The 16,206-nt window shown below is 65.5% G+C and carries 13 protein-coding genes and 1 pseudogene; 3 read left to right on the top strand and 11 right to left on the bottom strand.

Going from position 1 to position 16,206, the window contains the following annotated elements:
• The 7 genes and pseudogenes from A2J02_RS04695 to A2J02_RS04665 form a co-directional block, all read right to left on the bottom strand.
• A pseudogene (locus tag A2J02_RS04695) lies at positions 1 to 325 on the bottom strand (malate synthase G); the annotation flags it as partial.
• A 65-nt stretch (positions 326 to 390) separates the two neighbouring features.
• On the bottom strand, positions 391 to 1,305 hold the full coding sequence (locus A2J02_RS04690; RefSeq protein ID WP_068047392.1) for a 3-methyladenine DNA glycosylase: 915 nt from the start codon (positions 1,303 to 1,305) through the stop codon (positions 391 to 393).
• Entirely contained in the window at positions 1,306 to 2,442 is a 1,137-nt protein-coding gene (locus A2J02_RS04685) for a hemolysin family protein (RefSeq protein ID WP_068047390.1), read from the bottom strand.
• On the bottom strand, positions 2,435 to 3,814 hold the full coding sequence (locus A2J02_RS04680) for a hemolysin family protein (protein ID WP_068047389.1): 1,380 nt from the start codon (positions 3,812 to 3,814) through the stop codon (positions 2,435 to 2,437). Before A2J02_RS04680 ends, A2J02_RS04685 begins: the two co-directional genes overlap by 8 nt.
• Positions 3,815 to 4,161: 347 nt before the next feature.
• Positions 4,162 to 5,598 carry a GuaB1 family IMP dehydrogenase-related protein gene (locus A2J02_RS04675; RefSeq protein WP_068047388.1) on the bottom strand — a complete coding sequence of 479 codons (1,437 nt, stop codon included), beginning with the start codon at positions 5,596 to 5,598 and terminating at the stop codon, positions 4,162 to 4,164.
• An 11-nt stretch (positions 5,599 to 5,609) separates the two neighbouring features.
• Positions 5,610 to 6,509 carry a DMT family transporter gene (locus A2J02_RS04670; RefSeq protein WP_068047387.1) on the bottom strand — a complete coding sequence of 300 codons (900 nt, stop codon included), beginning with the start codon at positions 6,507 to 6,509 and terminating at the stop codon, positions 5,610 to 5,612.
• Complete coding sequence (locus A2J02_RS04665; protein ID WP_231893715.1) at positions 6,506 to 7,810, bottom strand: DEAD/DEAH box helicase; 1,305 nt, start codon at positions 7,808 to 7,810, stop codon at positions 6,506 to 6,508. The genes A2J02_RS04670 and A2J02_RS04665 overlap by 4 nt, the downstream gene beginning before the upstream one ends.
• Before the next feature lie 193 nt (positions 7,811 to 8,003).
• On the opposite strand from A2J02_RS04665, the gene A2J02_RS04660 reads away from it, so the two are divergent.
• Positions 8,004 to 8,426: a DUF4262 domain-containing protein gene (locus A2J02_RS04660; RefSeq protein WP_231893714.1), complete on the top strand. Its 423-nt coding sequence runs from the start codon at positions 8,004 to 8,006 to the stop codon at positions 8,424 to 8,426.
• A 64-nt stretch (positions 8,427 to 8,490) separates the two neighbouring features.
• On the opposite strand, the gene gndA is transcribed toward A2J02_RS04660, so the two are convergent.
• The 4 genes from gndA to A2J02_RS04640 form a co-directional block, all read right to left on the bottom strand.
• On the bottom strand, positions 8,491 to 9,942 hold the full coding sequence (gene gndA, locus A2J02_RS04655) for an NADP-dependent phosphogluconate dehydrogenase (protein ID WP_068047377.1): 1,452 nt from the start codon (positions 9,940 to 9,942) through the stop codon (positions 8,491 to 8,493).
• 168 nt (positions 9,943 to 10,110) lie between these two features.
• Positions 10,111 to 11,823, bottom strand: coding sequence for a DEAD/DEAH box helicase (locus A2J02_RS04650; RefSeq protein ID WP_068047376.1), 1,713 nt, complete (start codon positions 11,821 to 11,823; stop codon positions 10,111 to 10,113).
• Positions 11,824 to 12,100: 277 nt separating this feature from the next.
• Positions 12,101 to 13,057: a M56 family metallopeptidase gene (locus A2J02_RS04645; RefSeq protein WP_068047375.1), complete on the bottom strand. Its 957-nt coding sequence runs from the start codon at positions 13,055 to 13,057 to the stop codon at positions 12,101 to 12,103.
• A 23-nt stretch (positions 13,058 to 13,080) separates the two neighbouring features.
• Positions 13,081 to 13,497, bottom strand: coding sequence for a BlaI/MecI/CopY family transcriptional regulator (locus A2J02_RS04640; RefSeq protein WP_068047374.1), 417 nt, complete (start codon positions 13,495 to 13,497; stop codon positions 13,081 to 13,083).
• 199 nt (positions 13,498 to 13,696) lie between these two features.
• Between A2J02_RS04640 and A2J02_RS04635 the strand changes: the two genes are divergently transcribed.
• Positions 13,697 to 14,998, top strand: coding sequence for an alpha/beta hydrolase (locus A2J02_RS04635; protein ID WP_068047373.1), 1,302 nt, complete (start codon positions 13,697 to 13,699; stop codon positions 14,996 to 14,998).
• A 68-nt stretch (positions 14,999 to 15,066) separates the two neighbouring features.
• On the top strand, positions 15,067 to 16,206 hold a 1,140-nt coding region (locus tag A2J02_RS04630), incomplete at its 3' end, for a rhomboid family intramembrane serine protease (RefSeq protein WP_442971445.1).

Here is a 16,206-nt window from a genome sequence, read left to right as displayed (position 1 = left end):
TCTCGGTGTCGACACCGGAGGTGCTGATCTGGAAGTCGGCCGGCTCGTCGAGCAGGTAGCCGATCTCCTTCAGGAATGCCTTGTACGCGGCGCGGTCGTAGTTCGGCCCCGCGTGCTCACCGTGCCAGGCGTCGACCTTGCCCTGGATCTCGTCGCGGACAGCGAGCAACGACTTGTTCTTGGGAGCGAGATCGGCGATCAGCGACGCGGCACCGGTCCAGAAGGCATCCGAATCCACGTCGGTACCCGGCAGCGCCTCCTTCTCGACGAAATCGAATAGGACCTTGGCGACCTGAAGTCCACCAGCCTGCACACGATCGGTCATGAATTCCTCGCTCTTTCCGGTCATGGACACCGGTGACCGGTGTCCCCACGACAACGCTGTCGATGTTACTCGGCGGTAGGTCCGACGCCGAACTCGCCGCCGATCAGTAAATTCTGGCATCGAGCGATCAACGCCGAGCGCAGAGGTGCCGCTTCGCTCGACAACTCTCCCTGCGCGCGCACATATTCCGCTCGTCCGGCCGCGGTCTCTATTCGAATGGGTTCGAGATCGTAGTCACTCAGGTCGTACGGGCTCGCGCGCATGTCGATCGTTCGCGCGTGCAGAGCCAGCTCGAAGCAGTCGGTGAGAAACTCGGAATCGATCAGCGGTCCGAGCTTGTAGCACCACTTGTACAGATCCATCGAGGCGTGAATGCACCCGGGTTGCTCGGATGTCAGACGCGACTCCGCCGACAGCGTAAGAGCATTGCGCGGCGCAGCATCGGGAGTGAAGAAGCGGAAGGCGTCGTAGTGAGTGCACCGCAACGTCATCGAATCGACCACGGCATCGGTTCCGTCGTGTCCCAGACGCAGTGGCACCTGCTCGTGACGCTGCGCCGACGTTCCCCCGCGGTAAACCATCGCCCACTCGTGCAGTCCGAAACATCCGAGCACCGGCGGCCTGTCTCGGGTGGCGGAGAGCAGGCCGAGGGTGAATTCGATGCTCGATCGTCGACGCTCGACCAGATCCGACCGCACCCGAAAACCCGGGCCGTCGGCGGTGTCCACCTGCTCGTAGGACGCGAACTCCGCGTAGTCACGCGCACGATCGCCGGTGAGTACGACGCCGTGACCTGGATTCCATCGGCGTAGCTGACCCGGGCGGTGACTGTAGTAGGTGAACAGAAAATCGAGCACCGGATGGACGCCGCCGTGGCCCCGGTCGGTCAGATAATCACCGACGAGGTTCTCCACCCGCGCCGTATGCGCAGCACGACGAGCGGTCCACTGCCCTTCGCTCACCAACGTCGAATTGGGCATTCACGCGTTCCGTGGGGGAGTGGTCGCAGGCTTGAAGTTGGACGACGATTGACCCGGACGGGGACCGGCCACCCGGTGTGTGCCGTCCCGAACCGTACCGACGAACTCCTCGACCAGGTCCTCGAGCGCGACGATACCGACCGTGGCACCGGTCGCGTCGTGCACGGCACCGAGGTGGCTGCTGGCCCGACGCAACTTGGTCAACGCGTCGTCGAGCACCGTGTCGATGGAGACCACCGGCAGTGCTCGCACTTCAGTGCGGGGAATGACCGTGTCCGGTCCTGCCGACTCGTCGGCCATGTCGTCGAGTACGTCCTTGAGGTGCAGGTAGCCCACAAGTGCACCCGAGGCGTCGCGAACCGGATAGCGCGAGAATCCCGTTTCGATGACGGCTCGTTCGACCGAGCCCAGGGTGGGTCCGAGGGTGTGATCGGGACCGGACAACTCGATACTGCGAACCTGGTGCGAGGGAATCAGAACCTCACCCACCGTTCGGCCGGACGTCTCGAGCGCCTGCCGCAATCGTCGATGCTCCTCGGCGTCGATCAATCCCTCGGATCGTGATTCGCCGATCATCTGCGACAACTCGACCGCCGACACCGACGAACTCAGCTCGTCCTTGGGTTCGATCCGCAGCAGTCGAAGGGTGAGGTTGGCGCACATGTTGTAGAACGAGATCAGCGGCAGTGCCACCTTGATGAACAGCAGATGGATGGGCACCAGAATCATGGCGGTGCTCTCCGGGCCCGCGATGGCGATGTTCTTGGGCACCATCTCGCCGACGAGAATGTGCAGCACGACCACGAGCGTCAGCGCGATGGCGAAGGCGATCGGATGCAGGAAGGACTCGGGAATGCCGACTGCCTCGAGCGGAACCTCGATCAGGTGTGCCACCGCGGGCTCCGCCACGCGACCGAGAAGGATCGAGCAGATCGTGATGCCGAGCTGTGCGGCGGCGAGCATCTGCGACAGGTTCTGACCGGCCTCGATCACGCTCTGGGCGCGCTTCTTGCCTTGCGCGAGCAGAGCTTCGAGGCGATCCCGCCGAGCCGAGATCAGTGCGAACTCGGCGCCGACGAAGAATGCGTTGCCGGCGAGCAGCAGAACAGCGAGACCGACTCCGAGGAAATCACCCATCGATCTCACCGTCCGATCTCATCCGAGCCACCGCTGCCGCGTCGACGGGCAGGAGCACCACCCGGTCGATGCGGCGGCCGTCCATACGAATCACCCGTGCCACCCAACCGCCGTCTCGTTCGAGCGGATCCTCGTTGGCCGGGGGAGGCAACAGAACTGCGTCCCCCTCGGTCGGAATGCGACCCAACTCGGTCAGTACCAGACCGCCGATGGTTTCGTACTCGCCCTCCGGCGCGGAATACCCCGTGGCCGACGCGACCTCGTCGATACGCAGCAGGCCTGCGCAATCCCATCCGTCGCCCGACCTGGAGACGTCAAGCTCCGGCTCGTCGTGTTCGTCGCGCACGTCACCGACGATCTCCTCGATCAGATCCTCCATCGTGACCATGCCCGCGGTGCCGCCGTACTCGTCGACGACGAGCGCGACCTGCATACCGTCGGCGCGTACCCGTTCCATCACCGCGTCGCCGTCGAGGCTGGACGGTACGACAGGAACGTCGCGTGCCAGGGACTCGACCGTCGTCGAGCGACGGTGCGCTCCGGCGACGGTGAACGCATGCTTGATGTGAACGACGCCGATGGTGTCGTCCAGATCGCCGTCGACCACCGGAAAGCGCGAGAAGCCGGTCCGCGCCGCCGTTTCGATCAAATCGGCCACCGTGGCGTCGGTGGCGAGCGTTTCGATCTTGACTCGTGGCGTCATCAGTTCCTCGGCCGTGCGATCACCGAACTGCAACGATCGATCGACCAGTCGGGCGGTGTTCTCGTCGATCGATCCCTGCCGCGCCGACGTGCGGACCAGCGAACCCAGTTCCTGCGGCGATCGCGCGGATCTCAGTTCTTCCGCCGGTTCGATCCCGAGCCGGCGTACCAGCCAGTTCGCCGAACCGTTGAGCCCGTTGATGGCCCATTTGAAGACCAGTGAGAACCCGGCCATTGCACCGGCGGTGACACGAGCGGTCGACATCGGTTTCGCAATGGCGATGTTCTTGGGAACCAGCTCACCGAAGATCATCGAGAACGACGTGGCCAGGATCAGCGCCACCGCGAGCGAGATGCCTGCGGAGAGGGTCTCGGATGCGCCCAGCGCGTCGGCCAGCGGCCGAATGAAGCCGGCCAGCACAGGTTCGGCCAGGTAACCGGTGATCAGTGTCGTGATGGTGATGCCGAGTTGGGCACCGGACAGCTGAAACGACAGTGTCTTGTGAGCGTGCAATACCTGGCGTGAGCGCAGGTCGCCGTTGTCGGCCTGTGACTCGACCGCACTGCGTTCGAGAGCGGTCAGAGAGAACTCGGCCGCAACGAACAGTGCGGTCCCGGCCGTCAGAGCGACGAAACCGAGCAGGCTGACGATGGTCAGAAGAAGTGCCACGCGTCAGCTCCGCCTGAGCCGGGACCGTCGAAGCTGGGACAGGAGCATCGCGCCGCCGGAATGCACGTGGTTGCCGGAATCTGAGTCGCCGGGTCTCTCTCCCGGCTCGATAGAGGATCCCTCCGAAGTGGAACCGTCGTCGTGTTGTTCCGCAGTTGCCGCTACGGCAACCGAGATAGTGGGTGCCTCGGGCACCTGATTCCCTTCTGTCCGGTTCGCGATGTGGTCCCACCCCGTGAGGAGCCGACCGTTCCGCCAGACGTCGGGAATCGAATGCTCGAATGTCCGACGAGTGACGAGCGCGAACAACTGTGTTTGCTGTGGGTGAGTCTAACCGTGCCCGACCGTCACCACCCGGAGGGCAGGGGCCGTCCTTCGGCGAATCCGGCAGCGGACTGGACTCCCAGAACTGCTCGTTCGGCCAACTCCGGCAGCGAACGGGCACCCGCATACGTGCAGGTACTGCGAACTCCGGCACAGATGTGATCGATCAGGTCCTCGACACCGGGCCGATCGGGATCGAGGCGCATCCGCGAACTGGAAATGCCCTCCTCGAACAAGGCCTTGCGAGCCCGGTCGAACGCCCCATCGGTGGCGGTACGGGCGGCAACGGCTCGCTTGGACGCCATACCGAAGCTCTCCTTGTACCGATTGCCGGATGCGTCCACCCGCAGGTCGCCCGGCGACTCGTACGTGCCGGCGAACCACGAGCCGATCATGACGTTCGCAGCGCCGGCAGCCAGTGCGAGAGCAACGTCACGTGGGTGGCGTACACCGCCGTCGGCCCACACCGAAGCCCCGAGTTCGGCTGCCGCAGCCGAACAATCGGCGACAGCCGAGAACTGGGGGCGTCCGACGCCGGTCATCATGCGTGTCGTGCACATCGCTCCCGGCCCGACACCGACCTTGACGATGTCCGCGCCCGCCTCCACCAAATCGCGCGTCCCCTGCGCGGACACCACATTGCCGGCCGCCAGGGGAACGCCGAGATCGAGGGAGCGCACGGCAGCGAGGGCTTCGAGCATCTTCTGCTGATGCCCGTGAGCGGTGTCCATCACGAGCACATCGGCCCCGGCCTCGACCAGTGCGGTCGCCTTCTCGGCCACGTTGCCGTTGATGCCGACCGCAGCAGCGATGCGGAGGCGACCCGACGCGTCGACTGCAGGCGCGTAGATTCCGGTTCTGATCGCGCCGGTCCTGGTGACCACACCTGCCAGGGAGCCGTCGTTCTCGACGACGACGGCGAGGTGGGCGTGTGCCGCCTCCATCAGCTCGAAAACTTCCTTGGGCGACGCGTGGCGAGGGGCTCGCACGAAATCGGCCGACGCCACGGAACTGAGCCGCGCGAATCGGTCGACGTCGGCGCAGGCACCCTCGGACACGACTCCGATCGGCTTGCCGTGTTCGACGATCACGACCGACCCGTGTGCACGCTTGTGCATCAGCGCCAAAGCGTCGGACACGGATGCGTTGGGGCCGAGGACGACCGGTGTGTCCGCGATCAGGTCGCGACTCTTGACGAATGCGACGGTTTCGGCGACGGCTTCGGTGGGGAGATCCTGCGGGATCACTGCGATCGCTCCGCGACGTGCGACGGTTTCGGCCATACGCCGACCCGACACCGCGGTCATGTTCGACACGACGATCGGAATGGTCGTTCCCGAGCCGTCGACCGTACTGAGGTCGACATCGAATCGCGACGTGACGTCGGTTCGGTTGGGGACGAGGAAGACATCGTCGTAGGTGAGATCGTAGGGCGGCTGATGACCATCGAGGAACTGCACGTTGATCGAGACTACCGGTCGGGCTGGATCGGCGGGGTCGACGCCCCGTCCACCGTCTCCCTTTCGATGCGAGTCGACGCCTGGGTCTGAGACAGTCGAATCGTCGCGGCGATCATGACGGACACCGCTACGGCGATGACGGCGAGGGAAGCCCCGTCGGTTCTGATTCGCTCGTCCAGGACCGTGATGCCGATGAACGCAGCGCCGAGGGGCTCGCCGATCGTGACGGCAGGCATGGACGCGGACAGCGGACCGACTTGAAACGCGCGTTGTTGGAGGTAGAAGCCGAGAACTCCCGATCCGACGAGGGCGTAGGTCTGCCAGGCCGTCAACGCGCCGAACCTCTCGTTCTCCACGAGGTCGGTGACCAACTTCGTCAGAGCCGCGGCCAGACCGAACAGCAACCCTCCTGCGGCTCCGAGCAACAGGGCCCGCACACCGGGGGCGGTCAGGAGCAGACCTCCCACTGCTGCGCCGCCGATCACGACCGCGGCGACGATCAGAGGAACGATCCAGTCGGACAGAGGGGCGTCGGTGTCACCTTCGCTGGGGTCGCCGACCACGATGAACACCGCGAGGGCGGCGGCAAGCAGGAATGCGAGCACCCACGTCGAAGCAGGGAGAACCCGGCCCGCCAATTTCGCCGACATCGGGAGTGCGAACAGCAGGGCGGTGACGAGCAACGGCTGCACGACCAGGACCGAACCGACCCACAGTGCAGCGATCTGAACGGCGTAGCCGCCCCCGTCGCCGAGTACGCCCACCCACCATCTGGGGCTTCGGATCAGAGCCGAGAGCAGTGACGTTCCCTCGGGGACCGACGCCGCGGCGCTCTGCTGTGCCACCGACGCACAGGCGAACAGGAATGCCGAAACCAGGGCGAGCGCGATCGACAGCCACGAGGCGGTCACCCGCGTCGTCCTCTGTTGCCGCCCCGCCTGCCCCCGGTCCGCTCGCCTCGCTCGTGTCGGACGGGCGCAGCACCGCGCCGCGATCCACGTTGTGCCGGTGCTTCGACCGCTTCGGCCGGGAGCGGCCTGCCGATGGGTGTACGCGCCCCGGTCAATCGACGCCACGAGGTGGGATCGCTCTCGGTGTCGACCACCGTTGCCGAGACACCGGCATCGCCCGCCATCGCGCACACGTGATCCACCTGTTCGGCCGTAGCCAACGTCACGACGGTTCCGCTGGATCCGGCGCGGGCGGTGCGACCTGCGCGATGCACGTAGTCCTTGGAATCCAGTGGTGGGTCCACGTGGACCACGAGGCTGACGTCGTCGACGTGAACCCCACGTGCCGCGACATCGGTCGCGATCAGCGCAGTCGATGCGCCGTCGCCGAAGGCGGCCAGCGAACGTGTGCGGTGCGCCTGAGTCTTGTTGCCGTGCAACGACGATACCGATACACCCAGCCGGCGACAGTCGTCGGTGAGCCGGTCGACCGCGTGAGTGGTGCGGACGAACAGCAACGTGCGACCGTCCCTGTTGGCAAGTGCCGCAGCTACTTCTGTCTTGCGGGCAGCATCGACCCGAAACACGTAATGCGCGATGTCGGGTTCGCTCACCGACTCCGCGGTGGAATGTTCGGCCGGATCGCTGAGGAACTTCTCGACCAGGCGGTCGACGTCTCCGTCCAGGGTCGCCGAGAACAGCAACCGCTGGCCGCCGGTCGGTGTCGCAGCGAGAAGTGAATCGACCTGGGGCAGAAAGCCCATGTCCACCATGCGATCTGCCTCGTCTATCACGGTGACTTCCACCCGATTCAACGTGATCGAACGACGCTCGAGGAGATCGTTGAGGCGACCGGGTGTGGCCACCACGATGTCGATTCCGCGATGTATCTCTCGGACATTGCGCTCGAGCGGAACGCCGCCGACCACGCCGACGCTGCGCAGGCCGAACGTCGCACCATGGATGTCGAGCACTTCCTGGATCTGGAGCGCAAGTTCGCGAGTGGGAGCCAGCACGAGTCCACGCGGTGCACCGGGCTCGCTGCGTCGGCCGGCAAGCCGCACGAGCAGCGGAAGCCCGAACGCGAGAGTCTTGCCGGATCCGGTCGGAGCACGGCCCAGCACATCGCGGCCCGCGAGCGCATCGGGCAGGGCGGCGGACTGGATCGGAAACGGCTCGGAGACACCCGCTTTCCTCAGCGAGTGCACGAGAACCACGGGCAGTCCCAGTTCTGCGAACGATCGAACGGATTGACCCGGCATGGCTGTGACCCTACCGCTGCGTCGACCAGGCGTCGGAATCTTCTTGTCGGTGCCCCGCGCAATACTCGGGGTAGAACGCTTGTTCGATCGGCGTTCGACACCGTGATTGCCGAGGGGGCGATCGCACGCAGAGTGTGGGGGAGCTATGTGCAAGATGTGTCAGGGCTACAGCGTCGACGAGTACATCGAAGGTGTGAGACGCACGATCGACAGGTGTGGGTGGGCCCTGCAGTACGTCGAGTCGGAAGTCGATCCCGACGGTATCCATCCGGCGTTCTGCTACACGGTCGGTCTCACGAATTTCGGCAGTCCGGAGATCGTCATGACGGGGCGCGGGCCGCACGAGTCCTCGCGAATTCTCAATTCGCTCGGTGCCTCGGTGGCCTCGGGAATGCTGGAGCTCGAATCCGGAATCGGTTGCACTGCAGCCGGATTCGAGTTGTTCACCATCGACGTACCGGACTGCGCGGACATTCTGTACACGGCATCCGACGTGTACGGCCAAGGGTGCTTCAGTGCGGTGCAGGCGGTGTGGAAGGACCTGGAAGGTGCCCTGCCGTGGGAGGGCATCCCGTCGACGGTGGTCCAACCGATACTCGGGCCGGTGCCCGTCTGACCGGGGTACCCAGCACCGGTGGCGCTGCGTGATGCACGCAGCGCCACCGGCGGGCGGTCGTCGGTCAGGCTTCTATTTCGGAACGATCGCCGCTCCACAGAGTGTGGAACTTTCCTTCCGAGTCGGTTCGCTCGTAGGTGTGCGCCCCGAAGAAATCTCGCTGTCCCTGTGTCAGAGCGGCAGGTAGACGCTCTGCCCGCAACGCGTCGTAGTAGGAGAGCGAGGACGCGAACGCGGGGACCGGAATGCCCAACGAAGCCGCGGTGATGACGACCCGACGCCAGCTGTCGATGGCGTTCTCGATGGCATCACGGAAGTACGGGGCCAGGATCAAGCTCGGCAGTTCGGCGTTGTCGTCGTACGCGTCCTTGATGCGATCGAGGAACCGCGCGCGAATGATGCAGCCACCGCGCCAGATCGTGGCGAGGTCACCGGGATGCAGATTCCAGTCGTATTCGGCACTGCCCGCGGCGATCTGGTCGAAGCCCTGTGCGTAGGCGACGATCTTCGACGCGTACAGAGCCCGACTGATGTCGTGTGTGAACTGCTCCGCGTCGGTCGGCTTGTCGGCCAGTGTTCCCGAGGCGAGTCCTACGGCTGCCTTGCGCTGAGCGCGTGACCCCGACAGAGCCCGAGCGAACACCGCCTCGGCGATACCGGTGACGGGAACCCCGAGGTCCAGGGCCGCCTTGACCGTCCAGCGACCGGTGCCCTTCTGTTCGGCAGCATCGACGATCACGTCGACGAGAGGCTGACCGGTCTTGGCGTCGACCTGCCGAAGAACCTCGGCGGTGATCTCGACGAGGTAGCTCTCCAGATCACCGTTGTTCCATTCGGTGAACACGTCCGCTACCTGAGCCGGCGTGTAGCCGAGAGCGTCGCGGAACAGGTTGTACGCCTCACCGATGAGTTGCATATCGGCGTATTCGATGCCGTTGTGGACCATCTTGACGAAGTGTCCGGAGCCGTCGGGGCCGATATGGGTGCAGCACGGCGTGCCGTCGACCTGAGCTGCGATCGATTCCAATAGCGGACCCAGTGCCTTGTAGGACTCGGCCGGACCACCCGGCATGATCGACGGTCCGTTGAGCGCGCCTTCTTCGCCGCCGGAGATGCCGGCACCGACGAAGAGCAGTCCGCGCTCCTTCATGGCCGCCTCGCGACGAATGGTGTCGGTGTAGAGGGCATTACCACCGTCGATGATGATGTCGCCCTCCTCCATCGCGCCTGCGAGCTCCTCGATCACCGCGTCGGTCGGGTCGCCTGCCTTGACCATGATGAGCACTCGGCGCGGCTTCGCGAGAGCGGCGACGAACTCCTCGATGGTTTCGGTGCGAACGAAGTTGCCCTCGGTGCCGTGCTCGGCGATCAGGCTATCGGTCTTGGCGACACTGCGGTTGTGCAATGCGACGGTGTGGCCGTGATGGGCGAAGTTGCGGGCGATGTTGGAGCCCATGACGGCGAGTCCGGTGACTCCGATCTGAGCCAGTTCTGTCGGTTCTGCTGCTGAGGTCATACAGACAGCTTTCCCTGCCGAGAGATTTCGCGCGAGCCAACCCCCCGGCCGGTGCCGAACCCGACCACCGGCAACGACAACGGGTGCCGCATTCGCGAAGAATGCGGCACCCGTTGTGTTCGAGTGGTGCTGTGCCGGTCGGGTCACGACCTCACGGTGACGAACCGATCAGTGGCTGCGAGCCGGACCGTCGAAACCGTCGTACGAACGGCGTTCCGTGCGGCTGCGGAAGCCTCCGGAGCGGTGCTCGTCCTGGCGGGGGCCGGACGCGGGACGACGGTTGTCGGAGCCACGGTTGTCGGATCCACGACCCTCGTAGCCGCGGCCCTCGGAGCGACGCGGGCGGTCGCCCTGGTAGCCCTCGCTGCTGCGGGGGTTGGAGCCCTGGTATCCGCCGCTGCTGCGCGGGTTCGAGCCCTGGTATCCGGTGCGGGGACGGTCACCCTGGTAGCCCTCACTGCTGCGCGGGTTCGAGCCCTGGTATCCGCCGCCACTGCGGGGGTTGGAGCCCTGGTATCCGCCGCCACTGCGGGGGTTGGAGCCCTGGTATCCGCCGCCGCTACGGGGGTTGGAGCCCTGGTATCCGGGACGGCTGTTCCGGTCACGAGGAGCGGACTCGGCGCGCAGAGGCTCACCGGTCGGCTTCTTCGCCCCGGTGATGCTGTTCAGCTCGGCCGAACCGGGCGAGACGTTGACGGCAGTGGCCTTGACGCCGGCCATACCGGTCAGACGCAGAACCTGACGACGCTGGTTGGGGAGCACGATCGCGACGACGGTGCCCTTCTCGCCTGCGCGTGCCGTGCGTCCTGCGCGGTGCAGGTAGTCCTTGTGGTCTGCGGGCGGATCGACGTGGACGACCAGGTCGATACCGTCGACGTGGATTCCGCGAGCAGCAACGTCGGTAGCGACGAGGACGGGGGTGCGGCCGTTCTTGAAACGCTCGAGAACGCGGGTGCGCTGGTTCTGAGCCTTGCCGCCGTGCAGCGACTCCGCGGCGATACCGAGCGCACGGAGGCGATCGGTGATCCCGTCGCAGCCCAGCTTGGTACGCGCGAACATGATGGTGCGACCGCCTTCGCGAGCACCGATCTCGGAGAGAACGAGATCCTTCTGACCCCGGTCGACCATGAGGACGTAGTGATCCATGGTCCGGACGCTGGCTTTGCCGTCCTGGGTGGAGTGCTCGACGTGATCGGGCAGGAACTGGCGTACCAGTGACTGAACCTCACGGTCGAGAGTGGCCGAGAACAGCATGCGCTGTCCGTCTGCCGGGGTATCGGCGAGCACTGCACGCACCTCGGGCAGGAAGCCCATGTCGGCCATCTGATCGGCCTCGTCGAGCGCGGTGATCTCGATGGAGTCCAGGATGCAGGTGCCCTGGCGGAGGTGATCGGCGAGGCGGCCGGGAGTGGCGACGAGGACGTCGACTCCGCGGCGGAGCTGCTCGACCTGCTTGTTGAACGGGGTACCGCCGACGGCGGGCATGACTCGCAGGCCCTGAGCGTTGGCGTAGGGAGCGAGGGATTCGACGACCTGGAAGGCGAGCTCGCGGGTGGGGACCAGCACGAGCGAACGCGGGCGCTTGGCGGCCGGGCGATCGGTGTGCAGCGACAGGCGCTGCAGGATCGGCAGGCCGAAGGCCAGGGTCTTACCCGAGCCGGTCTGCGCACGACCGAGGACATTCTTACCGGCGATCGCGTCGGGAAGCGCCTTCTCCTGGATGGGGGAGGGCACGGTGATCGAGTTGCGCGCCAATGCGGCGACGACAGCCTCGGGCAGTCCGAGATCGGCAAAGGTGAAGGCCGGTGCCGCTACGGGCGTCGGGACTGCCGTGGTGTCGGAAGTGGTGGAAACGGGTGTGTTGGAAACAGCGTGGGTCACGCAGTAAAGCCTCTCCGGATTACGGGCACGCCAATAAGCCCGAAGCTGAGAGCACCCGAAGAACCGGGAAACACGAAAAACAGCCAGAACACATTGATACGAGCCAGGGCACTGTCACCTGGCCATCAGAATGCAGATGAGAACTGCATAAAGTGGGGCTGTTTGTGCCATTTCGATTGCTAGGTCGCGATGGCGACCGGTCTCTACTGTACGGGACGTACCGCCAATTGTTCGACTCGAGTCGATGTGACCTGTGCGACCCCGACCGCGTGCGAGCTCACCCGATGAGCTTGCTCAGTTCCTCCAGCCACGGCATGGCGACGTAGATCGTCGGAAGAACCAGGATCACCACGGCCGCCGCGTAGGCCGCCGCCGCGATGCGCACATCGCTACCCGGGCCGCTCAAGCGCTGCACACGGATGAGGGTGTGCGGCCCTCCGGCGGCCATTGCACCACGCGGGGCGGTGGACCCCGCGCACGTGACCAGTGCCCTGGCCAACGGAGTGGGACCGGTGACCTTGACCGCCGAGTCGTCTGCGAGCAGCTCGACCAGCAGCTGCACGCTGCCGAGCGCCGACTTGCTACGGACGATCCGCGGGAAGGCTTCGTTGACGGCGGTGAACGCTTCGAGAACCAGATCGTGGCGGGCGCGTAGATGTGACCGCTCGTGGCTGAGGATCGCAGTGACCTCGGCCTCGGACAGGCTGGCCAACGTACCTCGACTCAGGACCACCCGCTGACGCAGACCGGGTAGGCAGTACGCGATCGGTTCGGCCGCGTCGAGTACCCGGATGTCTGCGTCGCGAAGGCCGCGAAAAGGGTTCTCTCCCAAGTCTGTTCGATCCAGCAGATCGACGAGCACGCGATGCCTCGAACGCCGGCGACGGGTTCTGACCGCTACCCGAACGACAGAGAACATGAGCTTGGCGCCGATGCCGAGCGTGATGGCGAGGACGACGACGTAGAGAGTCCACAGGGGTAAACCGAGCGCGTCGATCTCGTCGGTCGGTGCCGTCGTGGGACGACCGTCAGGTCCGGGGACGAGCAGCAGCCCGCCGATCGCGAGGCCGGAGCTGAAAGCCGAGAGCACCGCGGCGAGAGCAATTGCCTGCCACAGCACCAGGGCGGCGCGCGGTGACCGGTACGGCCAACTCGCGCGCGCGAGCAGTGCCGGAACCGGCCCAGCCAGGATCAGCGCGAGTACTGCGAATACCAGCGCAGTCGTCGAGTTCATGTCCTCACCTACTGCCGCGAGCGTCAGTCCGTCGGACGGCGATCTCCAGCCGAAGGGGACTTCGATATCGATTGTGCCACTTCCAACGCGGCAAGCGCCTCACGGAGGGCGTCGGCTTCGTCGGCCCCCACCTGACCGACGAAGTGCACGAGTGCCGCTGCGCGTCCGCCCGACGCCGGTGCCTGCGACAGCGCGTCGACCATGAGGCTCGCGACCAGCTCGTCGCGGCCGTGCAACGGTGCGTAGCGGTGCGCTCTGTCGTCGCGTTGCTGGACGACCAACTTCTTCTTCGCCAGCCGCTGCAGCACCGTCATCACCGTCGTGTACGCGAGTTCGCGATGCGTCGCAAGTGCCTCGTGGACCTGTCGAACGGTCTGGGGATCCGACGACTCCCACAGATGGTCCATCACTGCGCGCTCTAGTTCACCAAGACCAGCCATTCGTCCGAGTCTACGGCTAGTCCGACGCGGATGCGTACTACTCGTGGTAGTACCGAGCGCCGAGGCGGTGTGCGTTCGGTCATAGTCGCTGGTGCCCGATTTCGGCGGGTCATCATCGGCGCGGTGTCGCGGACGAATATTCTGACGGTAGTTCGTGCCGCATCTCGGTCCGAATCCGTCAGACGAGCGGAGCTCTCACGTGGATTGGTTCGATTCTCTTTCTTTGATCGACGGACCGTTGCCTGTCATCGTTGTGGACGCCGGAGTGCTCGGCGGTGTTTGGCTGCTCGTCTCCCGCTCGCGGCTATACATGACGCGTGGGCTACCGATTGCGGCAACGGCGGCCGTCGTGGTCACGGTGATCGGTTACCTGATCGTCGAAAAGGTGTGGCGACCGCTCCCGGATCCGATCGAGACGTCCATCTATGTCTGGATCGGGGTCGGCATCGCGTCCCTGTTCGCGGTGATCCCACGCTCGGTGGCGGCGCATGGGGTCGTGGGTACGCTCGCGTCGGTGGTTGCGGCCGTGCTCGTCGTCGCAGTCTCGGCGCTGAACATCAACCTGAAGTTCGAGGCGTATCCGACCGTGGGTACTGCGCTGGGAGTCGAGCCCGCGAGCCGCATTCAGTTCTCCGACGTGCCGGGAGCGGTCTCTCGGACCGTTACCGGAACGCCGCTCGATTCTGTGTGGACCTCACCGGCAGGAATGCCGTCCGCGGGGCGGATCACCTCGGCTGCCATCCCTGCCACGGCATCGAATTTCTCTGCTCGAGATGCGCAGATATACCTCCCCCCTGCCTATTTCTCCGATCCACGTCCGCTGCTGCCGGTACTCGTACTCCTGGCCGGGCAACCGGGTGACCCGGAAGACTGGCTCAACGGCGGCAAGCTCGCCGAAACAATGGACAACTTCGCCCGAGACCACGCCGGCCTGGCGCCGGTCGTTGTGGTGGCCGACGGCACCGGTTCGCCGATCGACAACCCGCTGTGCGTCGACTCTCCGCTGGGCAACGTCGACACGTACCTGTCGCGCGACGTACCCGACTGGATCGACAGTGCTCTCCAGGTCGATCCGAATCGCGCACACTGGGCGATAGGTGGACTGTCCTACGGCGGAACGTGTTCCATCCAGATGGCGACAAATCATCCTGACGTCTATCCCACGTTCCTCGACCTGTCGGGTCAGACCGAGCCCAGTCTCGGCGACAGGGATCGCACCATCCGGGAGGCCTTCGGCGGAAATGCGGCAGCGTTCGCCGCTGTGAACCCACTCGACCTGCTGAAATCGCGTCAGTACCCCGAGTCGGCCGGGATCTTCGTCGTGGGGTCCGACGACAACGACTACAAACCGGGCCAACAGGAGATGTACGACGCGGCGAAGGCCGCCGGAATGGACGTGCAGTACGTCGAAGTACCGGGCGGACACAGCTTCGCGGTGTGGTCGGAAGGCCTCCGACGTGAGCTGCCATGGCTGGCGACGAGAACAGGGTTGATTTCGTGAACGTGACCGATCCGGATCGACCGTCTGCGGCCGACGCCGAAGTATCCACACCCGCCGAACCGTCGTGGATGTCCGCGCGCACCGAATCCCTGAGGTCCGGTGCGTCTGCAGTGATGCGCCAGCTTCGGCGGGTGTGGGCGCTCATCGTGTTCGGTGCCGTGGGAGCACCGGTCAGTTTCACTTTGCTCGCCGTCGTCTGGGTGATGGGCATCGTCGCCGCGGTCGTGGACAACCGCGGCGAGATGGACAAGTACTTCGCCGTGGGCATCATGCCGTTCGAGCACTGGCACCTGTGGACCCCGCTCACCTCGGGTCTGGCGGCGCCCAACATCGCCGGTTGTGTGGTGGCCACGGTCGGGGTGCTGCTGGCCGCCGCACCGATCGAGCGCCGTATCGGATCCCGTCGCTTCGCCGTCGCTGCGTTCGTGACGCAGGTGGCCGGTTCCTTGTTCGGCCTCGGTCTCGCGGTTCTGGCCAAGACCTTCGACGCGGACTGGGGATTCCGGTTGCACGTCGGAACCGCTGTGGGCCCGACGACCTGGATCTTCGGTGTGGTCCTGGTCGCGACCTCGCGAATGGATACGTTGTGGCGCAGGCGAATCCGCGTCGGCGTGCTGGCCTTGCTGGTGACGTTGGCATTGTTCGGCGGACACCTGCAGGACGTCGTTCGGCTCGCTGCGGCGGTGATCGGCCTGGTCGTGGGCCCGTGGATCGTCGGTCGATCCGCACGTGGCCCTCGACTGGCGGGTACCCGACGCGAAGGACGGGTGCTGGTTGCATTGATTGTCGCTGCGAGCGCCCTCGGTCCGGTACTGGCGGCCCTGAGCCCCAACGCTGTCGGGCCGTTCGCGGTACTTCGTGATGTAGTGCGGGGGGTTCCGTACACGGCGGCGGAGGTGCGCGAAATCTGCGCCGACGCGACCCCCGACCCGGTCGAATGCCGTCGTGGTCTGCTCGATCTCAGACTCGGGGGAGTCGGTCCGACGATCCTGAGCATCATGCCGTCCCTGTTCCTGCTCGTGGTCAGTGACGGCCTGCGTCGAGGCAGGCGTTTCGCGTGGGCGATGGCGGTGGTCTCGCAGGGAATTCTGCTCGCACTGTCGGTGGCCAACTTCGCAATCCGGTTCCTCGAGTCCGGTGACGACCAGTCCCTGTTCTACGGATTGGAATCGCCGACGGCGTACCGCACTGCGGTGCCGTTCCTGCTG

This window comes from Rhodococcus sp. EPR-147, assembly GCF_001647185.1.
Taxonomy (GTDB): Bacteria; Actinomycetota; Actinomycetes; order Mycobacteriales; family Mycobacteriaceae; genus Rhodococcoides.
This window is presented reverse-complemented; position numbering and strand designations above follow the sequence as displayed.